Below are 17,062 nucleotides of genomic sequence, written 5' to 3'. Positions count from 1 at the left end.
CTCCTGCCCGCGGCAGGGAGACGGGCATGTCGCTGCGCGTGGCGAGACTGCGGACCTACGAGGACTTCCTGCGCTATTCGGCGCGCGAGGCCGGCAACCTGGCGCGGCACATGGACGCCATCCAGGCGCTTGTCCCGCCGGACAACCGGTCCTTCACGGTGCCCGGCTATTCCTACACGGCAGGCCGGCAGGTCGATTTCCTGGTCGACTTCCAGCATTCGCCCGGTCCGCCGGTGGTGAACTGGCGGGAGCGGGTGCTCTGCCCGCTGACCTACTTCAACAACCGCATGCGGGCGACCATCCACGCGGTCGACATGGAGCTCGGGCTGCACGACGACAGCACGATCTATGCGACCGAACAGGTCACCCCCATGTACGCCTATTTCGCGGGAGCCTACCCGGCGACGGTCGGCAGCGAATATCTGGGCGCGGCGGTCCCGCGGGGCGCCGCCAACGCGGCCGGGGTGCGCAACGAGGACCTTACCGCGCTCACCTTCGCGGACGACAGCTTCGATGCGGTCGTGTCGCTCGACGTGCTCGAGCACATTCCGGACTTCATGGCAGCCTTCCGGGAATGCCACCGGGTCCTGCGGCCCGACGGCCACCTCTTCTGGTCCGTTCCGTTCGTGTCCGGCAATCCGCGCAACACGATCCGGGCCCGCCTCACCGAGACCGGCATCGAGCACATCCTGCCGCCCGAGTATCACGGCGACCCGCTGACCACTGAAGGCTGCCTGTGCTTCACCCATTTCGGCTGGGAGATGCTCGACGACGTCCGGCGCCTCGGCTTCCGCGACGTCTATGCGCTCTGCATGTACTCGCTGGAATTCGGCTACCTCGGCGGCTACCAGCTGCAGTTCGTCGCCAGGAAGTGATCTAGTCCCCTTGTAGCGTCTTTTCTTCTGTCATGCCGGGCATCCAGGACGGGCGTTCGGTCCTGGTGGCGTCGATTGCCGGGACAAGCCCGGCAAAAGACAGATCGAAAGGTCGGATCTTCGTGGGGCCGGCATGACGCGGCTTCACGATCCTCGGGCGGCGAGGGCCTGCTGGCGCCGCCGGGCGCGGTAGCGGGCGACGTAGTCCCGATGGTGGGCGAGCGAGTAGGCCAGCATCAATCCGGCCCCGATCGTCTTGACCGGCGACACCGACAGCATCGCCTTGACGACGTCCCAGGCGCTCGCCGGCTCGTAGATGAACCGGATGCCGTCGAGGCGGACCGCGTGGGCGAAGTCCCGCGGCGGGTAGCCTCCGGCCCGGTAGAGCAGGTACTTGGTCAGCACGAACTCCGCCTGCGACAGCGCCGACTTGACGCGGACCCGCGCGGTCGATTCGTGCCGCCGGAAGTGGCTCAGCGCCTCGTTCCGGAACAGGACGGCCCCCTGCAGCATGACGAGCCCGATGAAGACCCAGTCGCCGCAAAGCCGGAATCGCTTGAGGATGGGCGTGTAGGCGGCCCGGAAGGCGTCGGTGCGGATCAGGGCCGAGCTCATGTTCGGCACCGTCTGGCCGCGCAATTGGAAGTGCTTCAGCTCCTGCAAGCCGTCCGCCTTGAAGTCGGCGTCCCAGCGCGATTCCTGCCAGATGTCGTGGAAGTAGCTGTCGGTGGAATCGATGCGCTCGCCCTTCGCGTCGATGATCCAGCTGTCGGTGTAGAACAGGGCGGCGTCGGGGTTGGCGTCCATGGCCGGCACGGCGACCGACAGGAACTGCGGATCGGCGACGTCGTCGGATTCGCAGATCCACAGGTAGGTGCCGCGTGCGGTCCGCGCGGCATATTCCCAGGCCGCGAAGGGTGTCCCGCTGTTCTTCTCGTTGCGGATGTATCGGAACTGGTGGCTGTCCAGGTAGGACCGGATCACGTCGTCCGAGTGGTCGGGCGACCGGTCGTCGATGACGACGAGCTCGAAGTCCCGGTAGGTCTGGTTCAGGATCGATTCGAGACGCTGCCCGATATAGGCGCCGTGATTGTAGGAGGGGACCACAACGGTCACCTTGGGCGGTTGCGTCGTCATCGGGGAAGCCCATAGACCTTGGCGATGCGGTCGGCCTGTCCGGCCCAGGTGTAGCGGGCGAGGCAGGTCTCCTTGGCGCGGCGCGCCATGTGGTCGGCATAGGGGCCGTCCTGGAGAAGCCGGATGCAGCCCCGCGCGAAGTCTTCCGGGCCATCGGCGACGAGGATGTCGGACCCGTCGCGATAGGCGAGGCCCTTGGCGGCGAGCCGGGAGACCACGCTCGGCACGCCGAAGAGGGCATACTGGTTGACCTTGCCCCGGAACCCCGCGCCGCCGAGGGCGGGGGCGATGCCCACCTTGGCGCGTGCGATGAAGGGCGCGAGATCGGGCACCTCGCCGACGAGCTCGACGGCCTCGTCCGCCAGGGCCCGGAACGGCTCCAGGTCCCCGCGGCCGACCACGTCCAGTCGGTAGTCGGGAACGGCGTCGCGGATGCGCGGGTGCACCTCCCGGAGCAGCCAGTCCAAGGCCTGCACGTTGGTGTCGGAGCCGAAATAGGCGACGTAGACGATCACGTTCCGCTTGCCCGAGGGCGCCGGCGGTGTCTCGCGCGCCAGCCGGTCGAGGTCGAACTCCAGACCCGAGAGCCCCGTCTCGATCGGCTGAATCGTGCGACGGCCCGTTATGGCCCGGAGGAACGCCGCATCCGAGCGGCTGACGCAGACGGTCCAGTCGACCGCATGGGTCAGGTCCACCTCGGCCGCCGCGGCCGCCAGCGTGGTGGCGAAATGGGGTATGCGGTTGAACACCTTGCGTCGGTCCGCCGACTGGGCGGCGATGTGGAGCGACCGGGTGAGGACCTCCATGGGCGTGAAGAGGAACCGGTCGCCGATCGCCCGCATGGCGCGGTGATCGCGCCCGGCATGGACGAACTGGTAGTCGACCACGTCGTAGTGGCGGCCGCCGGCGAGCCTCGTGATCTCGGCGGCCGTCAGGTCCTCGGTCGCGGCGTAGTGGACCGCGTCGAACAGAGCCTCGGCGTCCGCATAGCTCCAGTCGATCCCCGGGCGGGGATGCGTGTAGAGGTCGACGCGCAGGCCCGGCCAGCGGGACTTGATGAAGCGGTAAAGGTCCAGGATACGCAGCCCGCCCGCATGCGCGCGAGAGGGGCAGTACTGGCTGACCACGAGGATCGACCGGAACGGCGCGGGTGCGCCGGCCGGCGCCGCGGCGGCCGGGGGCGCCGGTTCCGCTATCGCGCCGGCGGGCGGCGGAGGCGCCACCGCAGTCGCGGCGGGCAACCCCATCGCGAGCGGAATCGGGCCCGCCGTCGGGCGGCCCTCCGCCAGGTCCATGCGGGATCGCGCGGCCCCGTTCAGCACCATGCGGCGGTTCTCGTGGCGCCCATGCTGCAGGTAGTGTCCGAGCGGCGTCAGCGTGCTCTGTTCGACGTCGGGGTTGTTCCAGAGATAGGCCCCCGCGTCGAAGAGCGGCAGGCTCACCGCCGCCGGGTCGCCGTTGGCCGAGATGTAGTGGGCCAAGGCCGAGAGGGAGGTCGGCTCCGGGGTCCGGTGCCGTGCGACGTAGTGTGCCGCATCGAAGAGCGGGTTCGGGTCGCGCAATTCCGCCGAGCCATGCCGCAGGAAGTGCAGCAGCGGGTCCAGGGGCTTCTTCTGGAGGTCGGGGTAACGGGCTAGGTACCAGCGGGGGTCGAAGAGCGGGTGCGGCGCGAGGCCCGCCTTCCAGCCGCTCGCGATGTAGTGGAGGAGTGGATTGACCTTGCGCCGCGTCCCGAGATGCCGGGACCGGTACCACGCGGTGTGGAACACTGGGTTCGGCTGCCGGCCCTGCTTCCACCCGGCAGCGAGGAAGTGCGCGAGCGGATCCGCCGGGATCTCCCTGGAATCCTTGAACTGCGACAGGTAGTAGGCGGCGTCGAAGAGCCCGCTGCCGAGCACGGCCCGGCGCTGCCGGCTATGACCCGTGATGGCGTGCCAGATCCCCATGAAAAGCCGTTCCCCGAAAGCTCCCGCGCGTCCATACCCGCCGCTCGTCATTCTCCATCCAAAGCTGCGATTCGTTCCGTTACGTCAATCGGATATGGGAACGGGCCCGGCAGCCGCCCGCAGCCGGTCCTCGGCCTCCGGGGAAAGCGTCACGGCGACACCCGACGCCCTGCCGACGCGCAGGTAGTGCCCCAGCGCGCCGTGCCGGTCGTGGGCGGCTGCCGGGCACAGGGCGACATAGGCGGGCTCGTCGAACAGCGCGAGGATCTCCGGTTCCGCGCCGGGCCGCGCTGCGAGGTAGTGCAGGACCGGGATCTCGCCGCCGTCCCGCGCCATGCCCTTCCGGGCGGCATAGTCGCCGGAGGAGAAGAGCGGATTCGGGTCGCGGAACTCGCGCCCCCCGACACGCAGGAAGTGGATCAGCGGATTGCGGTCCGACGAGGCCACGTCCGGGTTGGCGGCGAGATACCAGCGGGTGGCGAACAGCGGATGCGGATCTCGGCCCTCCCGCCAGCCGTGAACCAGGTAGTGGCGCGCGGGGTCCCAGCCGGCCTTGGCCACGTCCGGGTTGCGGGTCAGGTAGTAGGCGGCGTCGAACAGGGGGCTGGCGCCGACCAGCGCGACGCTGGTCTCCGAGACGCGCGGCTTCGCGGGCGGCTCGGCGCGGGGCGCCCGCTTTCCGAACAGGTCGGCCCTGAGCTTGCCGCCGAGCAGCCCGAAGATCGATCCGTAGGTCTTTCCCGCGTTTCGGAGTTGCTCCCGCAAGGCGGCCTGCTCGGCGGCCCGCTTCTGGGCGGCGGCGCTGATCTGGAGCGCCTGCTGCCCCAGGGTCGCCACCTCCTCGTGGAGTTCGCCGAGCGCCGTGCGGTCCGTGTCGACGACCCGAGCGGTTGCGCGCGATTCCTGCTCCAGTCGCGCGGACCGGTCCAGGGCGGCCGCCACCTCCGCACGGAGCGCGGCGACCTCCGCCTCCAGAACGGCGATCGAGGACGAACGCTGGGCCAGGTCGCGGTGCAGCCGGGTGATCGCCAGTTCGGCGGCGGCGGCCTTCTCGCGCGCCTCGTCCCGCTCGGCCTTGAGGGTCGGCAGAGCCTCCGCGGCGCGCGCCTCCGCCTGCATCTGGCCGAGCCGCTGCTCGAGCGACGCCAGGGCCGCCTGGTTCTGCCCCATGGCGGCGCCGATGTCCGCGAGGCTCCGGGTCAAGGCGGCATTGACCTCGGAAACCCGCCCGTTCTCGGCCCGCGCCACCGCGAGATCCCGCTCCACCTCGGCGAGCCGGAACCGCACGGCCGCTTCGCGCGCCGTCGCCGCCCGGTGCTGATCCTCGGCGACCGCGAGCGCCGTCGCCGACCGCTCCGCCCGCGCCTGCAGTTCCGAAAGCGCAGCCGCCGAACGGGCGGCCCGCTCCTCCGCCTCCGCGAGGGCCTCCGCGGCTCGGCCGGCGCGCTCCTCGGCGTCGGCGAGCGCCGCGGCGCTGTTGACGAGGCGGGCCTCCACCTGCCTTTCCCGTTCCGCCTGCGCCTCGGCGATCCGGGCCTCCGCTTCGCGGCGCTGCTCGGCGGAGGTGGCCTCGACGTCACGGAGCGCGGCGCGCAGGGACTCCAATTCGGCCGAAAGCGTCCGTTCGGCCTCGCTCTTCGCGGTCTTCTCGGCTTCGAGGTCGGCCCGGACCCGCCCGAGTTCCCGCCCGAACAGCCGGTCGGCCTCGTCGAAGGCGAGCCGGACCGCATCGACCCTTTCGCAAAGGTCGCGCCGGGCCGGATCAGCCTGGAGGTCCAGCAGGGCGCCGTAGAGGTCGGCGGCCCAGGGCGACAGCGAGGCGAGCTTCCGCGCCGCCTTCGCACCGGCCTTATGGTGGCGCAGATCGTCGACCAGGAATTCGTCCACTTCGCGATCGACACCTGACCCCAGCCGCGGCCACGGAATGCCTGCCACGGCCCCCGCCTGCGCCACCTCGTCGCGCCAGTCCTCGATCAACCTGTCGTAGCGGACGACGCCCCGGGGCTGCCCCCGACTGCCGCGTTCGGCGTCGAGGTTGTACCGGAGCCAGAGCGAAAGAGCGTGTTGGGTCGACAGGCCGTCGCGCTTGCCGAGCGACTCGACGACCTCGAGCGGATGGCGGACCGAGAGGAGGATGCGTGGCTCGATCTCCAACTCGGCCAGCACGTCGAGCCACAGCGGCATCAGCCGGCACATCCGCGGGTCCTTGAGGACGAAGCTCCGAGCGGATCCGAACTCGGCGGTGACGGCCTCCGCGAGCCTCGATCGCGCCTCGGTGGCCACCGGCGACGCGTACCAGGCGTCTGGAAAGGGCTTCCAGTCGGACCAGGACAGCCCGGCGGACGCCAGGATCTCGTCGTTGATCCCGACGAGCACGCCGGACTCCCAGTAGCCCTTCTCGTTCGCGGGATTGGCGGCGAGGGTGTGGCGCGGTGCGACGCCGCCGAGCAGCGAGGCGACGCGGGTCAGGGCCGACGTGCCGCTCCGGTGCATGCCGAGGACGATGATGGCCTGCCTGCGCTTGCGCATGATACTCCCGCGTCTCCGCCCCGCCGATCGGGGTCAGCCGACAGACGGCCGGCGAGCGCGCCGTCGCGGCGCTGCCCGACCTGTTCCCGGCCGGAATCGTTCGATCCGGACCGTGCCAGGACTCCCGCACCGGGTCTACCGCCGCGTGTCCGCCGCGGTGGCTCGGGCTGTCGGGGGTAGCCTCATGGGAGGGGCGGGCCGGGCCGGTTGCCCGGGCCGGAGCGATCGTATAGGTCGGGACGACAGGGGGTGGGCTCGGCCATGGCACTGCGGGAAGACACGCATCCGGCGCCGGGCGCTGCCCCGGTGCCAGGGGGTGCCGGGCCGGTGCCGGCGGCCGTGGCGGCGCTGGTGGCCGGCTGGGACCTGCCGGCGCGCCTCAGCGCCGCCGATGCGGTGATCGCCGAGGACGAGCGGCTCGTGCTTCTCGAGGATGCCGCCGCCCTGGACTTCGCGTCGGAGCGGGGGCTGGCGCCGGGATGGTATGCGCTGGACCTGCGCATCAGGGCCCCGATCCCGGTGAAGCCGCGCCTGTATGTCGACCTCGACGGACGTTTCGAGGAGCGCTACGCCTTCAACCTAAAGGCCGGCGCGCGCGGGTCCTATTCGGCCTTCTTCCGCCTGCCGCGTCCCGCGCTGGCCTTGCGGCTCCAGCTTTCCCGCGTCCGCCTCGAGCTCCAGGTCGAAAACTGCCGGCTCCGGCGGCTATCCGCGCTCGAGCTGGCGCTCGCCGGCCTGCGGGCTGGGCGCGCGAGCCTCCGCAAGGGACCCTCCGGGCTGCTCCGGTTCCTGGCGGGGGCCGCCGGGACTCTGGCGAAGAGGGATTTCGACAGCTTCGACGAGGGCGGCAGCGCCCCTCCCCCGCCCTTGACGGTCCAGGAACGCTACCGGCGCTGGGCGGGCATCGAGGAGGTCTCGGCCGTTCGCCTCCTCGCCGGCTACCGAGAGGGCAGGCTCGGGATCGCCGGTCCTCCGCCCTCCTTCGCCGTCGTCCTGCCGGCGACGGCCGGCGGCGGCCCCGCGACCGCAATGGCGCTGCGCGGGACCCTGGAGGCCCAGCCCTACCCTCACTGGAGTCTGCACGAGGCGGATCCGGGATCGGGGGGCTCACCGGCTGCCGCCCTGCTGGCCGCCGCGCGATCCCTGCCGGCGGACGCAGGCGACTGGGTTCTCCTCGCCCCGCCGGACGCCCGCTTCGCCCGCCACGCGCTGGTGGCCTTCGCGCACGCCGTCGCCGGCCACCGGGAGGCGGTCCTCGCCTACTGCGACGAGGATCGGATCGGAGAAGACGGCCATCGCTGCGATCCGGTGTTCCGCCCCGCATGGTCAGAGGCGCTCTACCATGCCCGGGACTATCTCGGCGCCGTGCTGGCGGTCCGCGCATCCGCCCTGCGGGACGCCGGCCCGACCGGTCCGGGGTCGGCCCCGTTGACGCGGCTGGTGCTTCGCCACGCCGGCACGCCCGGCGCGATCGTGCATGTGGATTCCGTGCTCGTCCATCGGACCGGGCGGGCGCAACCGATTGCCTGGGAGGATCCGGCGGCGCGGACGCCGGCGGTCGCCGAGGCGCTGTCGGGCCGGGCAACCGTCGCCTACGATCCGGTGCGACAGGGGAACCGGGTCCGTTGGCGGCTGCCCGATCCGGTCCCCCTCGTCACGCTTGTCGTCCCGACGCGCGACCGCGCCGATCTCCTCGCCGTCTGCATCGGGTCGGTGCTCGGCAAGACAGACTATCCGGCCTACGAGATCCTCGTCGTCGACAACGGGTCCGTGGAGCCGGCGACGCGGGACCTCTTCGCCGAACTCGCAAGGGATCCGCGGGTCCGCATCCTTGAGTGGCCCGGAGCCTTCAACTTCTCGGCCATCAACAATGCGGCAGCCGCGGCGGCGCGCGGAGAGATCCTGGTCCTCCTGAACAACGACACCGAGGTCCGCGACCCGGAATGGCTTCGGGAGCTCGCCGGCTGGGTCATGCAGCCCGATGTCGGCGCGGTCGGGGCCAAGCTCCTCTATCCGGGCGGAACGGTGCAGCACGGGGGCGTCGGCCTCCTTTCGCGCCGCGGCGTCGCCGGGCACCTGCACCTCGGCGAACCGGGGAACGCCCGCGGCTACCAGGATCGGCTGCTCCTCCCCCAGGACCTCAGTGCGGTGACGGCCGCCTGCCTGGCCGTCCGGTCGGCGGTCTACGCCGAAGTCGGCGGCCTCGACGCCGAGAACCTGGCAGTCGCCTTCAACGACGTGGACTTCTGCCTGCGGCTGCGGCGCGCGGGATACCGCGTGGTCTGGACCCCATACGCCGAACTGGTCCACCACGAGTCCGTGTCGCGCGGCGACGACATGGCGCCGGACAAGAAGGCGCGGTTCCTCAAGGAGGTCGACCACATGGCGCGGACCTGGGGAGCCGCGCTCGAGGCGGACCCGTTCTATTCGCGGCACTTCGACCGGGGCAACGGCAACTTCATGCCGCGGGCGGACTGAGAGGCGGGACGTGGAGCGGGCAGCCGGGGATGGTTGCCCCGGTCTCGACGTCGACCACCCAGACGCGCGAGGGAACCACGCCGGGACCGCGCAGCAGGTCTGGCGCGAAGCCGAATCCGCAGTCCGGATGCTCGCTAAGGAAATGGCGGCGGATGTCGTCCCGCTCCATGGCGGCTTCGGTCGATCCGATCTCCCGGCCCTCGGCGACGAGGCGCAGGCGGCGCGGGGGCTCGTCCTGCCCGCGCGCGACCCAGCCGTGCACGGTCCCGTCCGGCGCGATGGCCGCCTCCCCGCGGATGCCGGCCCGCGCGGCCTCCAGCCAGGAGGGCGTGGCGAGGTCCCGGCCGGCGAGCCGGCCGGCCACGAAGTCGTACAGCGCGAAATCGTCCTCGTTCAGGCGGCGCGCCAGCGCCTGGAACTCCGCATCCCGCCTCAGGGCGGCGATTTCCGGCCCGTATCGGCCGCTGTTGGCGCGCTCGACGGCACCGCCGATCCCGACGAAGGCGAGGAAGCGCGGGAAGTCCCGTTCGAAGGATTCGGTCACGCCGAGGAAACCGAAGCGCTCGACGTCGAGCCCGTCCAGGCCGCGGCTCATGGTGTTGCGGAAGCGGGGCATCGCCAGGAAGTCGCCGAAGCTGCATTCGATCCGGCCGCGCACGACGTGATGGTTGTACTCGGACAGGAGCCTCGCATAGGGCTCGCGCAGGAAGGTGGCAAAGTCCTCGAGCGCGAAGTAGCGCCTGTACTTGATGCCGCGGAAATGGCCGAGCACGAAGGTGCCGCGCTCGCGGTCGAGCCGGTCGCCGAGGGACCCGAACCGGACGGGATCTGCCAGGATGTCCCTGAACGCGCTCGACGTGTCCTTCTGGTCAGGCCCGTAATCCAGGATGAATTGGCGCTTCCGCTCGTGCTTCATCAGGGCGACCCGGGCGGAGGTGCCGCCGGTCTTCGGCAGGTGGACCAGCACCAAGTTGCGCCTGAGGCGACGAAGGAGGGAGAGCAACGCCGGGTCCCGGTTGAAGCGCAGGTCCGCGGCGGCCTGCCCTGATGCCGCCTGTTTGGCGGCAAAAGGCCTCCGTTTCAAGGGTACCCACGTCCCCCGTGATCAGGCCGCGTCCGGGTGCTCCGCCAGAAAGTGCCTCAGCGCCATGAAGAGCCTGGAGGCGTGCTCGCTCTCGCCGCGGCCGAGAGCCGCACGCAGGTCCTCCACGATCATGTCGCGGATCCGGTCGGTGCCGTGCGCGCGGTGCAGCAGGTAGTCGGCGAGCGCGGCCGCGGCCACATCGGGGATGTGCTCGTGCTCGGCGATCGCCTCGACCTCCTCCGGCTCCAGCCCGCAGAGACCGATGATGTCCTCCTTCGAGATCATGAGCGCCTCCTGTTGACAGAACCGGATCTATTCCCTCTCTCCTCCGGGCCGCCTTGATGCGGCTCAATCCGCCTTCGTAATTCCGCCGGAGACTCCCATGTCCGCCAATCCCGTCCTGGTCGAAGTCACGCGCGGGCCGCTGGTCGAGAGCTGGCACAGGGGCGCGGCGGCGATTTCGGACGCCGACGGAAAGCTCCTGCTGGCGCTCGGCGACGTCGCCCGGCCGATCTTCCCCCGCTCGGCCGTCAAGGCCGTGCAGGCGATCCCGCTGGTCGAATCGGGCGCGGCCGACGCGCTCGGCTTCGGTCCGGCCGAACTGGCGCTGGCGGGCGCCTCCCACAACGGCGAGCCCCGGCACGTGGCCACCGCGGCGGCCATGCTGGCGAGGGTCGGGCGCACCGAGGCCGACCTCGAATGCGGCCCGCAATGGCCCGAGCGGCAGGACGACATCGGCCGGCTGCACATCGCCGGGCTGAAGCCGGGGGCCTTGCACAACAACTGCTCGGGCAAGCATGCCGGCTTCGTCTGCTTCGCCTGCCACGCCGGCCTCGACCCGGCCGGCTACGTCGCCCCCGAGCACCCGGTCCAGCGCGAGATCCGGACCACGATGGAGAACGTCTTCCGCACGCCGCTGGGCCCCGAGGTCCAGGGCATCGACGGCTGCTCGATTCCGACCTGGGCGATCCCGCTGGAGCGGCTCGCCGCCGGCTTTGCCCGGCTCGCCACCGGGGTCGGCCTGACGCCCGGACGCGCCGCCGCCGCCCGCCGCATCCTCGAGGCCGGCATGGCCGAGCCCTACATGGTGGCCGGCACCAACCGGTTCTGCACGCGCTTCATGTCCGCCTTCCCCGGGCGCCTCTACGCCAAGACCGGGGCCGAAGGCGTCTTCTGCGCGGCCCTGCCCGAGCAGGGCCTGGGCATCGCGGTCAAGTGCGACGACGGTGCCGGGCGGGCCGCCGAGGTGATTCTCGCCACGCTCGCGGCACGGCTGCTCGGCCTCGAGGAGAGCCCCGAGATGCGGCCCTTCGTCGAGCCCGCCCTCCTCAACCGAAACCGCTGGCCGGTCGGCTCCGTGAGGGCTGCGGCCGCCTTGGGGGATGCGCAGTTCTGATCCAGGGGCGCCGGCCGAGCGACAGACGGCCTTTTGCGGTGCATTCAATAAATCGATTGAACGAATGCGGGTTTCCGGCAAAGGTGTCGGTCCCCGGTCCCTCGGGGGAGGGAGAGGACGCGCCGGAGAGCGCGCGGGGGAAGACGCCAAGTAACGATAAATTTGGAGGGATTTAATGAAACGCCTCATGCTCGCCGCGGCTTCTGCCGCCGCGATGGTCGCTGCGTCGGTGACGGCCGCCCTGGCCCAGCAGCCCACCGTGGACAACCTGGAACGCCTCGGAGAATTCAAGACCACCGGGATGACGGAAATCCCGATGGTGCCGCAGACCGGCCCGAAGGCCGATGCGATCAAGCGTAACCTGTCCAAGATCAAGATGCCGAACGGCTTCAAGATCAGCCTCTATGCCCTCGTCCCCGACGCCCGTCACATGGCGGTCGGGCCGCAGGGCATCGTGACCTTCGTGGGCACCCGCAAGACCAAGGTCTATGCGGTCACCGATCGCGGCAAGGCCGGATTCGCCGAGGAGGTGAAGGAGTTCGCGCCGTCGATCAGCTTCTCGATCCCGAACGGACCGTGCTTCTCGAAGGACGGATTCCTGTTCATCGCCGAACAGAACCGCGTCCTGACCTTCCCGGCGGCCGAGTTCTTCTATGAGAGCCCGGACGTCGCCGCCTTCAACGTCCTGAAGAAGGGCGACCTGATCCCGAAGGAGCACGAGAGCTACAACCATACCGCCCGCGTCTGCCGCGTCGGACCGGACAACAAGCTCTATATCGCGCTCGGCCAGCCCTTCAACGTGCAGGCCAAGGACAAGGTCGAGGAGTTCGACAAGCTCGGCATCGGCGGCATCATCCGGGTCGACCGCGAGGGCAAGGGCCGCGAGGTCTACGCGCGCGGCATCCGCAACTCGGTCGGAATCGACTTCAATCCGAAGAACGGCCAGCTCTGGTTCACCGACAACCAGGTCGACGGCATGGGCGACACCATCCCGCCGGGCGAACTGAACCGCGCCACGCAGGCCGGCCAGCACTTCGGCTTCCCCTGGTACGGCGGCGGCAAGATCCGCACCGTCGAGTACAAGGAGGACACGCCGCCCGCCAACGTGGTCTTCCCGGAAGTCGAGATGGACGCCCACGCGGCCGACCTCGGCCTCAGCTTCTACTCGGGCCGCATGTTCCCGGCGAAATACCAGGGCGGCATCTTCTCCGCCCAGCACGGGTCCTGGAACCGGACCGACCCGGTCGGCGCCCGGGTGATGTTCACCTCGCTGAAGCCCGACGGCTCCGCGGACAAGACCGAGGTCTTCGCCTCGGGTTGGCTGACGGAAAACGGCGAGTACTGGGGCCGCCCGGTCGACGTCGCCCAGCTCAAGGACGGCTCGATCCTGGTCTCCGACGACCTCGCCGGCGCTCTCTACCGGATCTGGTACGAGGGCCGCTGAGCCTGCCGAACCGGCCCGCCCCCCGTGGGGCGGGCCGCCTCCCTCCTCCCCTCAGTCGCACACGACCCGGACATGCCCATGACCCTCCGAGCCCGGCTCCGCCGAGGTGCCGCCCTGAGCCTTGCCGCATCGCTCGTCCTGCCCGTGGCCGCCGGCCCCGCCTTCGCGGACGGCAACGCCGCCGCCGGCCGCAAGAAGGCCCAGGCCTGCGCGCCGTGCCACGGCATCGACGGTCTCGCCAAGCTCCCCAACGCGGCCAACCTGGCGGGCGAGACCGTGTTCTACCTGGACAAGCAGTTGAAAGCCTTCCGTGCCGGCGAGCGCAAGGACGAGAACATGACCGTGGTCGCCAAGGCCCTGAGCGACCAGGACATCGCCGACCTCGCCGCCTGGTACTCGTCCATCGAGGTGAGCGTGAAGCTCCCGGGCCAGTAGCGGAAACGCCCCACGTCGCGAGACCCGCGCCTCCCTTGCGGCATCCACGGCCGGAGCGCTGCGGGGACCCGGCACCGTTACGCTTATGCCATTGCTCCGCCCGCGCCGAACGCCGCCACGGTGCCGTCGCGGGAAAGCCTCCCCCACAAGTGTCACCCCGGCCATCGAGCCGGGGCCTATTGGCGGCTCGGCGCGGCACGAGCGTGCTGGAAGGTACCCGCTCTGCAGGCGGAAAGGCCAATGGGTCCCGGCTCGATGGCCGGGATGACATCCGTGGGAAGGCCGGCGCCGGAAGGCGGCGCCCTCGCACGGCACCCAGCAGAGAGGCCCCGGTCACCCCCTCCCCGCATCCCCGGCCGGAGCGAAGCGGAGAGCCGGGGGCCAGCGCCCTCCGTCGGCCGCAGCGCTGCGGATCGCCGCCCGCGCTGGCCCCCGGATCGGCGGCGCGTGCCGCGCCTTGTCCGGGGTTGCGGGTGGAGGGGTGGGTCCCGGCATCGGCCGCGGGAGGCCGTTGCGGGTGGCGAGGGCGGCCTGCCGGGGAGAGGTCGGGCGACGACTGCCCCCGGGGTCGGCAGTGAGGCGTCCCTGGGGTCAGGCCCCGCGGCCTAGCTCTTCTTCCCCAGGGCCTTCTGGGCGTCCTTCACGGCGTCCATGCACTCGTCGTACTCGGTCTCGCCGAGCTCGCGGTTCGCGTCCTTGAGCGCCTTCTTGAGCTTGGTCATGACCGGCTCGGCCGGGTTCTTGCCGATCTCGGCCTTGATGAAGGCGATGCCCTTCTCGCACTCGGCCCTGTCGTCGGCGGCTGCGGCGCCGGCCGAGAGCGCGAGCGCCAGGGCTGTGATGATGGCCTGTTTCACGACGTCCCCTCCCCCCGTCACTTGACGATGAACTTGCCCTTCATGCCCTTGTCGGCGAGGCCCTCGATGTACCACTCGTAGGTGCCGGTCTTCACCGGCGTGAAGTGGACCTCGATCGTCCCCTCGGCGTCGAACTCGAGCCAGGCCGGCGGGCCGGCCATGTGGACCTCGAGGTCGTTGATGACGATCTGGTCGACCCAGATGTGGCGGAAGAAGTTCGGGGCTACGAACTTGTACTCCTTGCCGCCCGAGGAGGTGATCGGCAGGCGGTAGCCCTTGCCGGTCTCCAGCGTGATCTCCGGATTGGTGACCGCATAGTCGTTCTGCTGGCCGTCGCCGAGCTTGATCTCGTCGAGGGGGGTGCGGCCCTTCATGAGGTCCCCGGCGGCGAAGGCCGGGGCGGCCGCTCCGAGGGCGAGGGCGGCGGCGAGGAACGGGACGGCGAAGCGCTTCAAGGCGGTCTCCCTTTCGCGAAAAGACCGGCGGGCCGTCCTGCGGGGGGCGAGGACAGGCCTGCCGGGCGGGCCGTTGCACCGGCTCCAGTCGGAGGGAGATTGCCGTGCTTTCGCGGACCTTGCACGGGCGAAACGATAAGCTCTTTCTAAGAGATAGCGTCGCGCGGCCGGTTCGGCGGCGCGGGCGGGGCCGTGGGCCGTGCCTCGTCCTTAGGAACGGCTCAGCGCGGCAATCCGTCGCGCGCCTTGGCGATCTCGGCACGCATGGCGTCGATCACGGCCCGGTAGTCGGGCGCCCCGTAGATGGCGCTGCCGGCCACGAAGGTGTCGACGCCGGCGGCCGCCACCGCGGCGATGTTGTCGGTCTTCACGCCGCCGTCGATCTCGAGCCGGATCTCGCGTCCGGAGGCCTCGATCAGGCGGCGGACGCGCTCGGCCTTCCTGAGCGCCGAGGGGATGAAGGCCTGCCCGCCGAAGCCCGGATTGACCGACATGAGGAGGACCAGGTCGAGGCGGTCCATGACCCATTCCAGGCAGTCGACCGGGGTCGCCGGGTTGAGGACCAGGCCGGCCTTGCAGCCCCGGCGCCGGATCAGGTCGAGCGAGCGGTCGACATGCTCGGAGGCTTCCGGGTGGAAGCTGATCCAGTCGGCCCCTGCATCCGCGAAGGCCTCGATCATGGCGTCCACCGGCTTCACCATCAGGTGGACGTCGATCGGCGCGGGCGTCACGGGGCGGATCGCCTTGCAGATCATCGGGCCGATGGTGAGGTTCGGGACGTAGTGGTTGTCCATGACGTCGAAATGGATCCAGTCCGCGCCGGCGTCGATGACGGCCCTCACCTCCTCGCCGAGGCGTGCGAAGTCGGCGGAGAGGATCGACGGGGCGATGACGGCGGGGAGCATGGCGGAGACTCGCAGGCGTTGATGGCTCGGGACCGGTTCTAACGGTCCGGTGGGGTCGGGGCTAGGCCGACGCGGCGCGGGAAAGCAGTCGAGGCGCCGCTGTCCCGCCACGGCCTCTCCACGACTGTCATCCCGGCCATCGAGCCGGGATCCACTGGCCTCTCCTCCTGCCCTGCGGGAGCCTCACCGTGCGGTCGTGCCGCGGCGCACCGCCAATGGGCCCCGGCTCGATGGCCGGGGTGACACCCGTGGCAAGGTCGGGGCGGGACGCCATCGCCCCGGGGATGTTGCACCCATGGGACCCGCCAGCCCGCCCCCTCTCATCCGTGCCGAGCGGCCCGCAGCGTCAGCGGACGACCTGCTTCAGCTCGCCGCTCGCATAGCGCTTCGCCATCTCGGAGAGCGGCAGCGGCTTGATCTTCTCGGCCTGGCCGGCCGTGCCAAAGGCCTCGAAGCGGGCGGCGCAGACGGCCGACATGGCCTTCACGCCCTCGCCGAGATACTTGCGGGGATCGAACTCGCCCTTGTTGGTGAACATCACGCGGCGGATCGCGCCCGTCATGGCGAGGCGCAGGTCGGTATCGATGTTGACCTTGCGGACGCCGTGCTTGATGCCTTCCTGGATCTCCTCCACGGGCACGCCGTAGGTCTCCTTGAGCTCGCCGCCATACTGGCGGATCTCGGCGAGGAGTTCCTGGGGCACGGAGGAGGAGCCGTGCATGACGAGGTGGGTGTTGGGGATGCGGGCGTGGATCTCCTTGATGCGGGAGATGGCGAGGATCTCGCCCGTCGGCTTGCGGGTGAACTTGTAGGCGCCGTGCGAGGTGCCGATCGCGATGGCGAGGGCGTCGCACTGGGTCTTGGCGACGAAGTCGGCGGCCTGGTCGACGTCGGTCAGGAGCTGCTCGCGGGTCATGGTGCCCTCGGCGCCGTGACCGTCCTCCTTGTCGCCCTTCATGGTCTCGAGCGAGCCGAGCACGCCGAGTTCGCCCTCGACCGAGACGCCGAGCGCGTGGGCCTTTTCGACGACGGACCGGGTCACGTCGACGTTGTACTCGTAGTCGGCCACGGTCTTGCCGTCGGCCTGCAGCGAGCCGTCCATCATCACCGAGGTGAAGCCGTTCTCGATGGCCGAGTAGCAGACCGGCGGGGCGGCGCCGTGGTCGAGATGCATGACGATCGGAATGGTCGGATGGGTCTCGAGGGCGCCCTGGATCATGTGGCGCAGGAAGTTGTCGCCGGCATACTTCCGGGCGCCCGCGGAAGCCTGCAGGATGACGGGGGACTTGGTCTTCTCGGCCGCCTCCATGATGGCGCGGACCTGCTCGAGGTTGTTCACGTTGAACGCGGGCAGGCCGTAGCCGTTCTCGGCGGCGTGGTCGAGAAGCTGGCGCATGGACACGAGCGGCATGAAGGGTCTCCTGAAAAGGCGTAGGGCGGGAAGCGGTCTGACACGCTCCTAACGCCCGAGATGGGGATCCGGCAAGACGAAAGGAAGGTTAAAGGTCCGGAAAATGGGTT

The 17,062-nt window shown here is 70.4% G+C and carries 14 protein-coding genes; 5 read left to right on the top strand and 9 right to left on the bottom strand.

All coding sequences use genetic code 11. From position 1 onward, the window contains the following. The first annotated feature begins 26 nt into the window (after positions 1–26). Entirely contained in the window at positions 27–875 is an 849-nt protein-coding gene (locus WBG79_RS06520) for a class I SAM-dependent methyltransferase (RefSeq protein WP_337356297.1), read from the top strand. A 144-nt stretch (positions 876–1,019) separates the two neighbouring features. Here WBG79_RS06520 and WBG79_RS06515 read toward each other — a convergent pair whose 3' ends face one another. The 3 genes from WBG79_RS06515 to WBG79_RS06505 form a co-directional block, all read right to left on the bottom strand. After that, entirely contained in the window at positions 1,020–2,012 is a 993-nt protein-coding gene (locus tag WBG79_RS06515) for a glycosyltransferase family 2 protein (protein WP_337356296.1), read from the bottom strand. Further along, positions 2,009–3,958 (bottom strand): glycosyltransferase family 4 protein, encoded by a 1,950-nt coding sequence (locus WBG79_RS06510; protein ID WP_337356295.1) that lies wholly within the window; start codon positions 3,956–3,958, stop codon positions 2,009–2,011. The genes WBG79_RS06515 and WBG79_RS06510 overlap by 4 nt, the downstream gene beginning before the upstream one ends. 84 nt (positions 3,959–4,042) lie before the next feature. Next, positions 4,043–6,487 carry a hypothetical protein gene (locus tag WBG79_RS06505; RefSeq protein ID WP_337356294.1) on the bottom strand — a complete coding sequence of 815 codons (2,445 nt, stop codon included), beginning with the start codon at positions 6,485–6,487 and terminating at the stop codon, positions 4,043–4,045. Between the two features lie 261 nt (positions 6,488–6,748). On the opposite strand from WBG79_RS06505, the gene WBG79_RS06500 reads away from it, so the two are divergent. After that, a complete protein-coding gene (locus tag WBG79_RS06500) occupies positions 6,749–8,965 on the top strand; it encodes a glycosyltransferase (protein ID WP_337356293.1) in 2,217 nt (738 codons plus the stop codon). On the opposite strand, the gene WBG79_RS06495 is transcribed toward WBG79_RS06500, so the two are convergent. Next, positions 8,946–9,968 carry a sulfotransferase family 2 domain-containing protein gene (locus tag WBG79_RS06495; RefSeq protein WP_337356292.1) on the bottom strand — a complete coding sequence of 341 codons (1,023 nt, stop codon included), beginning with the start codon at positions 9,966–9,968 and terminating at the stop codon, positions 8,946–8,948. The genes WBG79_RS06500 and WBG79_RS06495 overlap by 20 nt on opposite strands. A gap of 102 nt (positions 9,969–10,070) precedes the next feature. After that, a complete protein-coding gene (locus WBG79_RS06490) occupies positions 10,071–10,334 on the bottom strand; it encodes a hypothetical protein (RefSeq protein ID WP_337356291.1) in 264 nt (87 codons plus the stop codon). A gap of 97 nt (positions 10,335–10,431) precedes the next feature. On the opposite strand from WBG79_RS06490, the gene WBG79_RS06485 reads away from it, so the two are divergent. From WBG79_RS06485 to WBG79_RS06475, 3 genes are all read left to right on the top strand, one after another. Continuing rightward, the gene (locus tag WBG79_RS06485) at positions 10,432–11,445 is read left to right on the top strand and encodes an asparaginase (protein ID WP_337356290.1); all 1,014 of its coding nucleotides are present in this window, start codon (positions 10,432–10,434) and stop codon (positions 11,443–11,445) included. Between the two features lie 175 nt (positions 11,446–11,620). Further along, entirely contained in the window at positions 11,621–12,889 is a 1,269-nt protein-coding gene (locus tag WBG79_RS06480) for a PQQ-dependent sugar dehydrogenase (RefSeq protein WP_337356289.1), read from the top strand. A 78-nt stretch (positions 12,890–12,967) separates the two neighbouring features. Then, a complete protein-coding gene (locus tag WBG79_RS06475) occupies positions 12,968–13,324 on the top strand; it encodes a c-type cytochrome (protein WP_337356288.1) in 357 nt (118 codons plus the stop codon). A gap of 605 nt (positions 13,325–13,929) precedes the next feature. On the opposite strand, the gene WBG79_RS06470 is transcribed toward WBG79_RS06475, so the two are convergent. The 4 genes from WBG79_RS06470 to fba form a co-directional block, all read right to left on the bottom strand. Then, complete coding sequence (locus WBG79_RS06470) at positions 13,930–14,181, bottom strand: hypothetical protein (RefSeq protein WP_337356287.1); 252 nt, start codon at positions 14,179–14,181, stop codon at positions 13,930–13,932. A gap of 17 nt (positions 14,182–14,198) precedes the next feature. Further along, a complete protein-coding gene (locus WBG79_RS06465; protein WP_337356286.1) occupies positions 14,199–14,636 on the bottom strand; it encodes a hypothetical protein in 438 nt (145 codons plus the stop codon). Positions 14,637–14,857: 221 nt separating this feature from the next. Beyond that, complete coding sequence (gene rpe, locus WBG79_RS06460) at positions 14,858–15,541, bottom strand: ribulose-phosphate 3-epimerase (RefSeq protein WP_337356285.1); 684 nt, start codon at positions 15,539–15,541, stop codon at positions 14,858–14,860. 346 nt (positions 15,542–15,887) lie between these two features. Continuing rightward, positions 15,888–16,952 carry a class II fructose-bisphosphate aldolase gene (fba, locus tag WBG79_RS06455; protein WP_337356284.1) on the bottom strand — a complete coding sequence of 355 codons (1,065 nt, stop codon included), beginning with the start codon at positions 16,950–16,952 and terminating at the stop codon, positions 15,888–15,890. Positions 16,953–17,062 lie beyond the last annotated feature (110 nt).

The organism is Prosthecomicrobium sp. N25 (assembly GCF_037203705.1).
Classification (GTDB): Bacteria; Pseudomonadota; Alphaproteobacteria; order Rhizobiales; family Ancalomicrobiaceae; genus Prosthecodimorpha.
This window is presented reverse-complemented; position numbering and strand designations above follow the sequence as displayed.

What these genes read in the sequence shown, in the direction of transcription:
- rpe (WP_337356285.1), bottom strand. Translation starts at nt 15,541, where the DNA reads ATGCTCCCCGCCGTCATCGCCCCGTCGATCCTCTCCGCCGACTTCGCA.
- WBG79_RS06480 (WP_337356289.1), top strand. Translation starts at nt 11,621, where the DNA reads ATGAAACGCCTCATGCTCGCCGCGGCTTCTGCCGCCGCGATGGTCGCT.
- WBG79_RS06500 (WP_337356293.1), top strand. Translation starts at nt 6,749, where the DNA reads ATGGCACTGCGGGAAGACACGCATCCGGCGCCGGGCGCTGCCCCGGTG.
- WBG79_RS06490 (WP_337356291.1), bottom strand. Translation starts at nt 10,334, where the DNA reads ATGATCTCGAAGGAGGACATCATCGGTCTCTGCGGGCTGGAGCCGGAG.
- WBG79_RS06510 (WP_337356295.1), bottom strand. Translation starts at nt 3,958, where the DNA reads ATGGGGATCTGGCACGCCATCACGGGTCATAGCCGGCAGCGCCGGGCC.
- fba (WP_337356284.1), bottom strand. Translation starts at nt 16,952, where the DNA reads ATGCCGCTCGTGTCCATGCGCCAGCTTCTCGACCACGCCGCCGAGAAC.
- WBG79_RS06505 (WP_337356294.1), bottom strand. Translation starts at nt 6,487, where the DNA reads ATGCGCAAGCGCAGGCAGGCCATCATCGTCCTCGGCATGCACCGGAGC.
- WBG79_RS06515 (WP_337356296.1), bottom strand. Translation starts at nt 2,012, where the DNA reads ATGACGACGCAACCGCCCAAGGTGACCGTTGTGGTCCCCTCCTACAAT.
- WBG79_RS06475 (WP_337356288.1), top strand. Translation starts at nt 12,968, where the DNA reads ATGACCCTCCGAGCCCGGCTCCGCCGAGGTGCCGCCCTGAGCCTTGCC.
- WBG79_RS06520 (WP_337356297.1), top strand. Translation starts at nt 27, where the DNA reads ATGTCGCTGCGCGTGGCGAGACTGCGGACCTACGAGGACTTCCTGCGC.
- WBG79_RS06485 (WP_337356290.1), top strand. Translation starts at nt 10,432, where the DNA reads ATGTCCGCCAATCCCGTCCTGGTCGAAGTCACGCGCGGGCCGCTGGTC.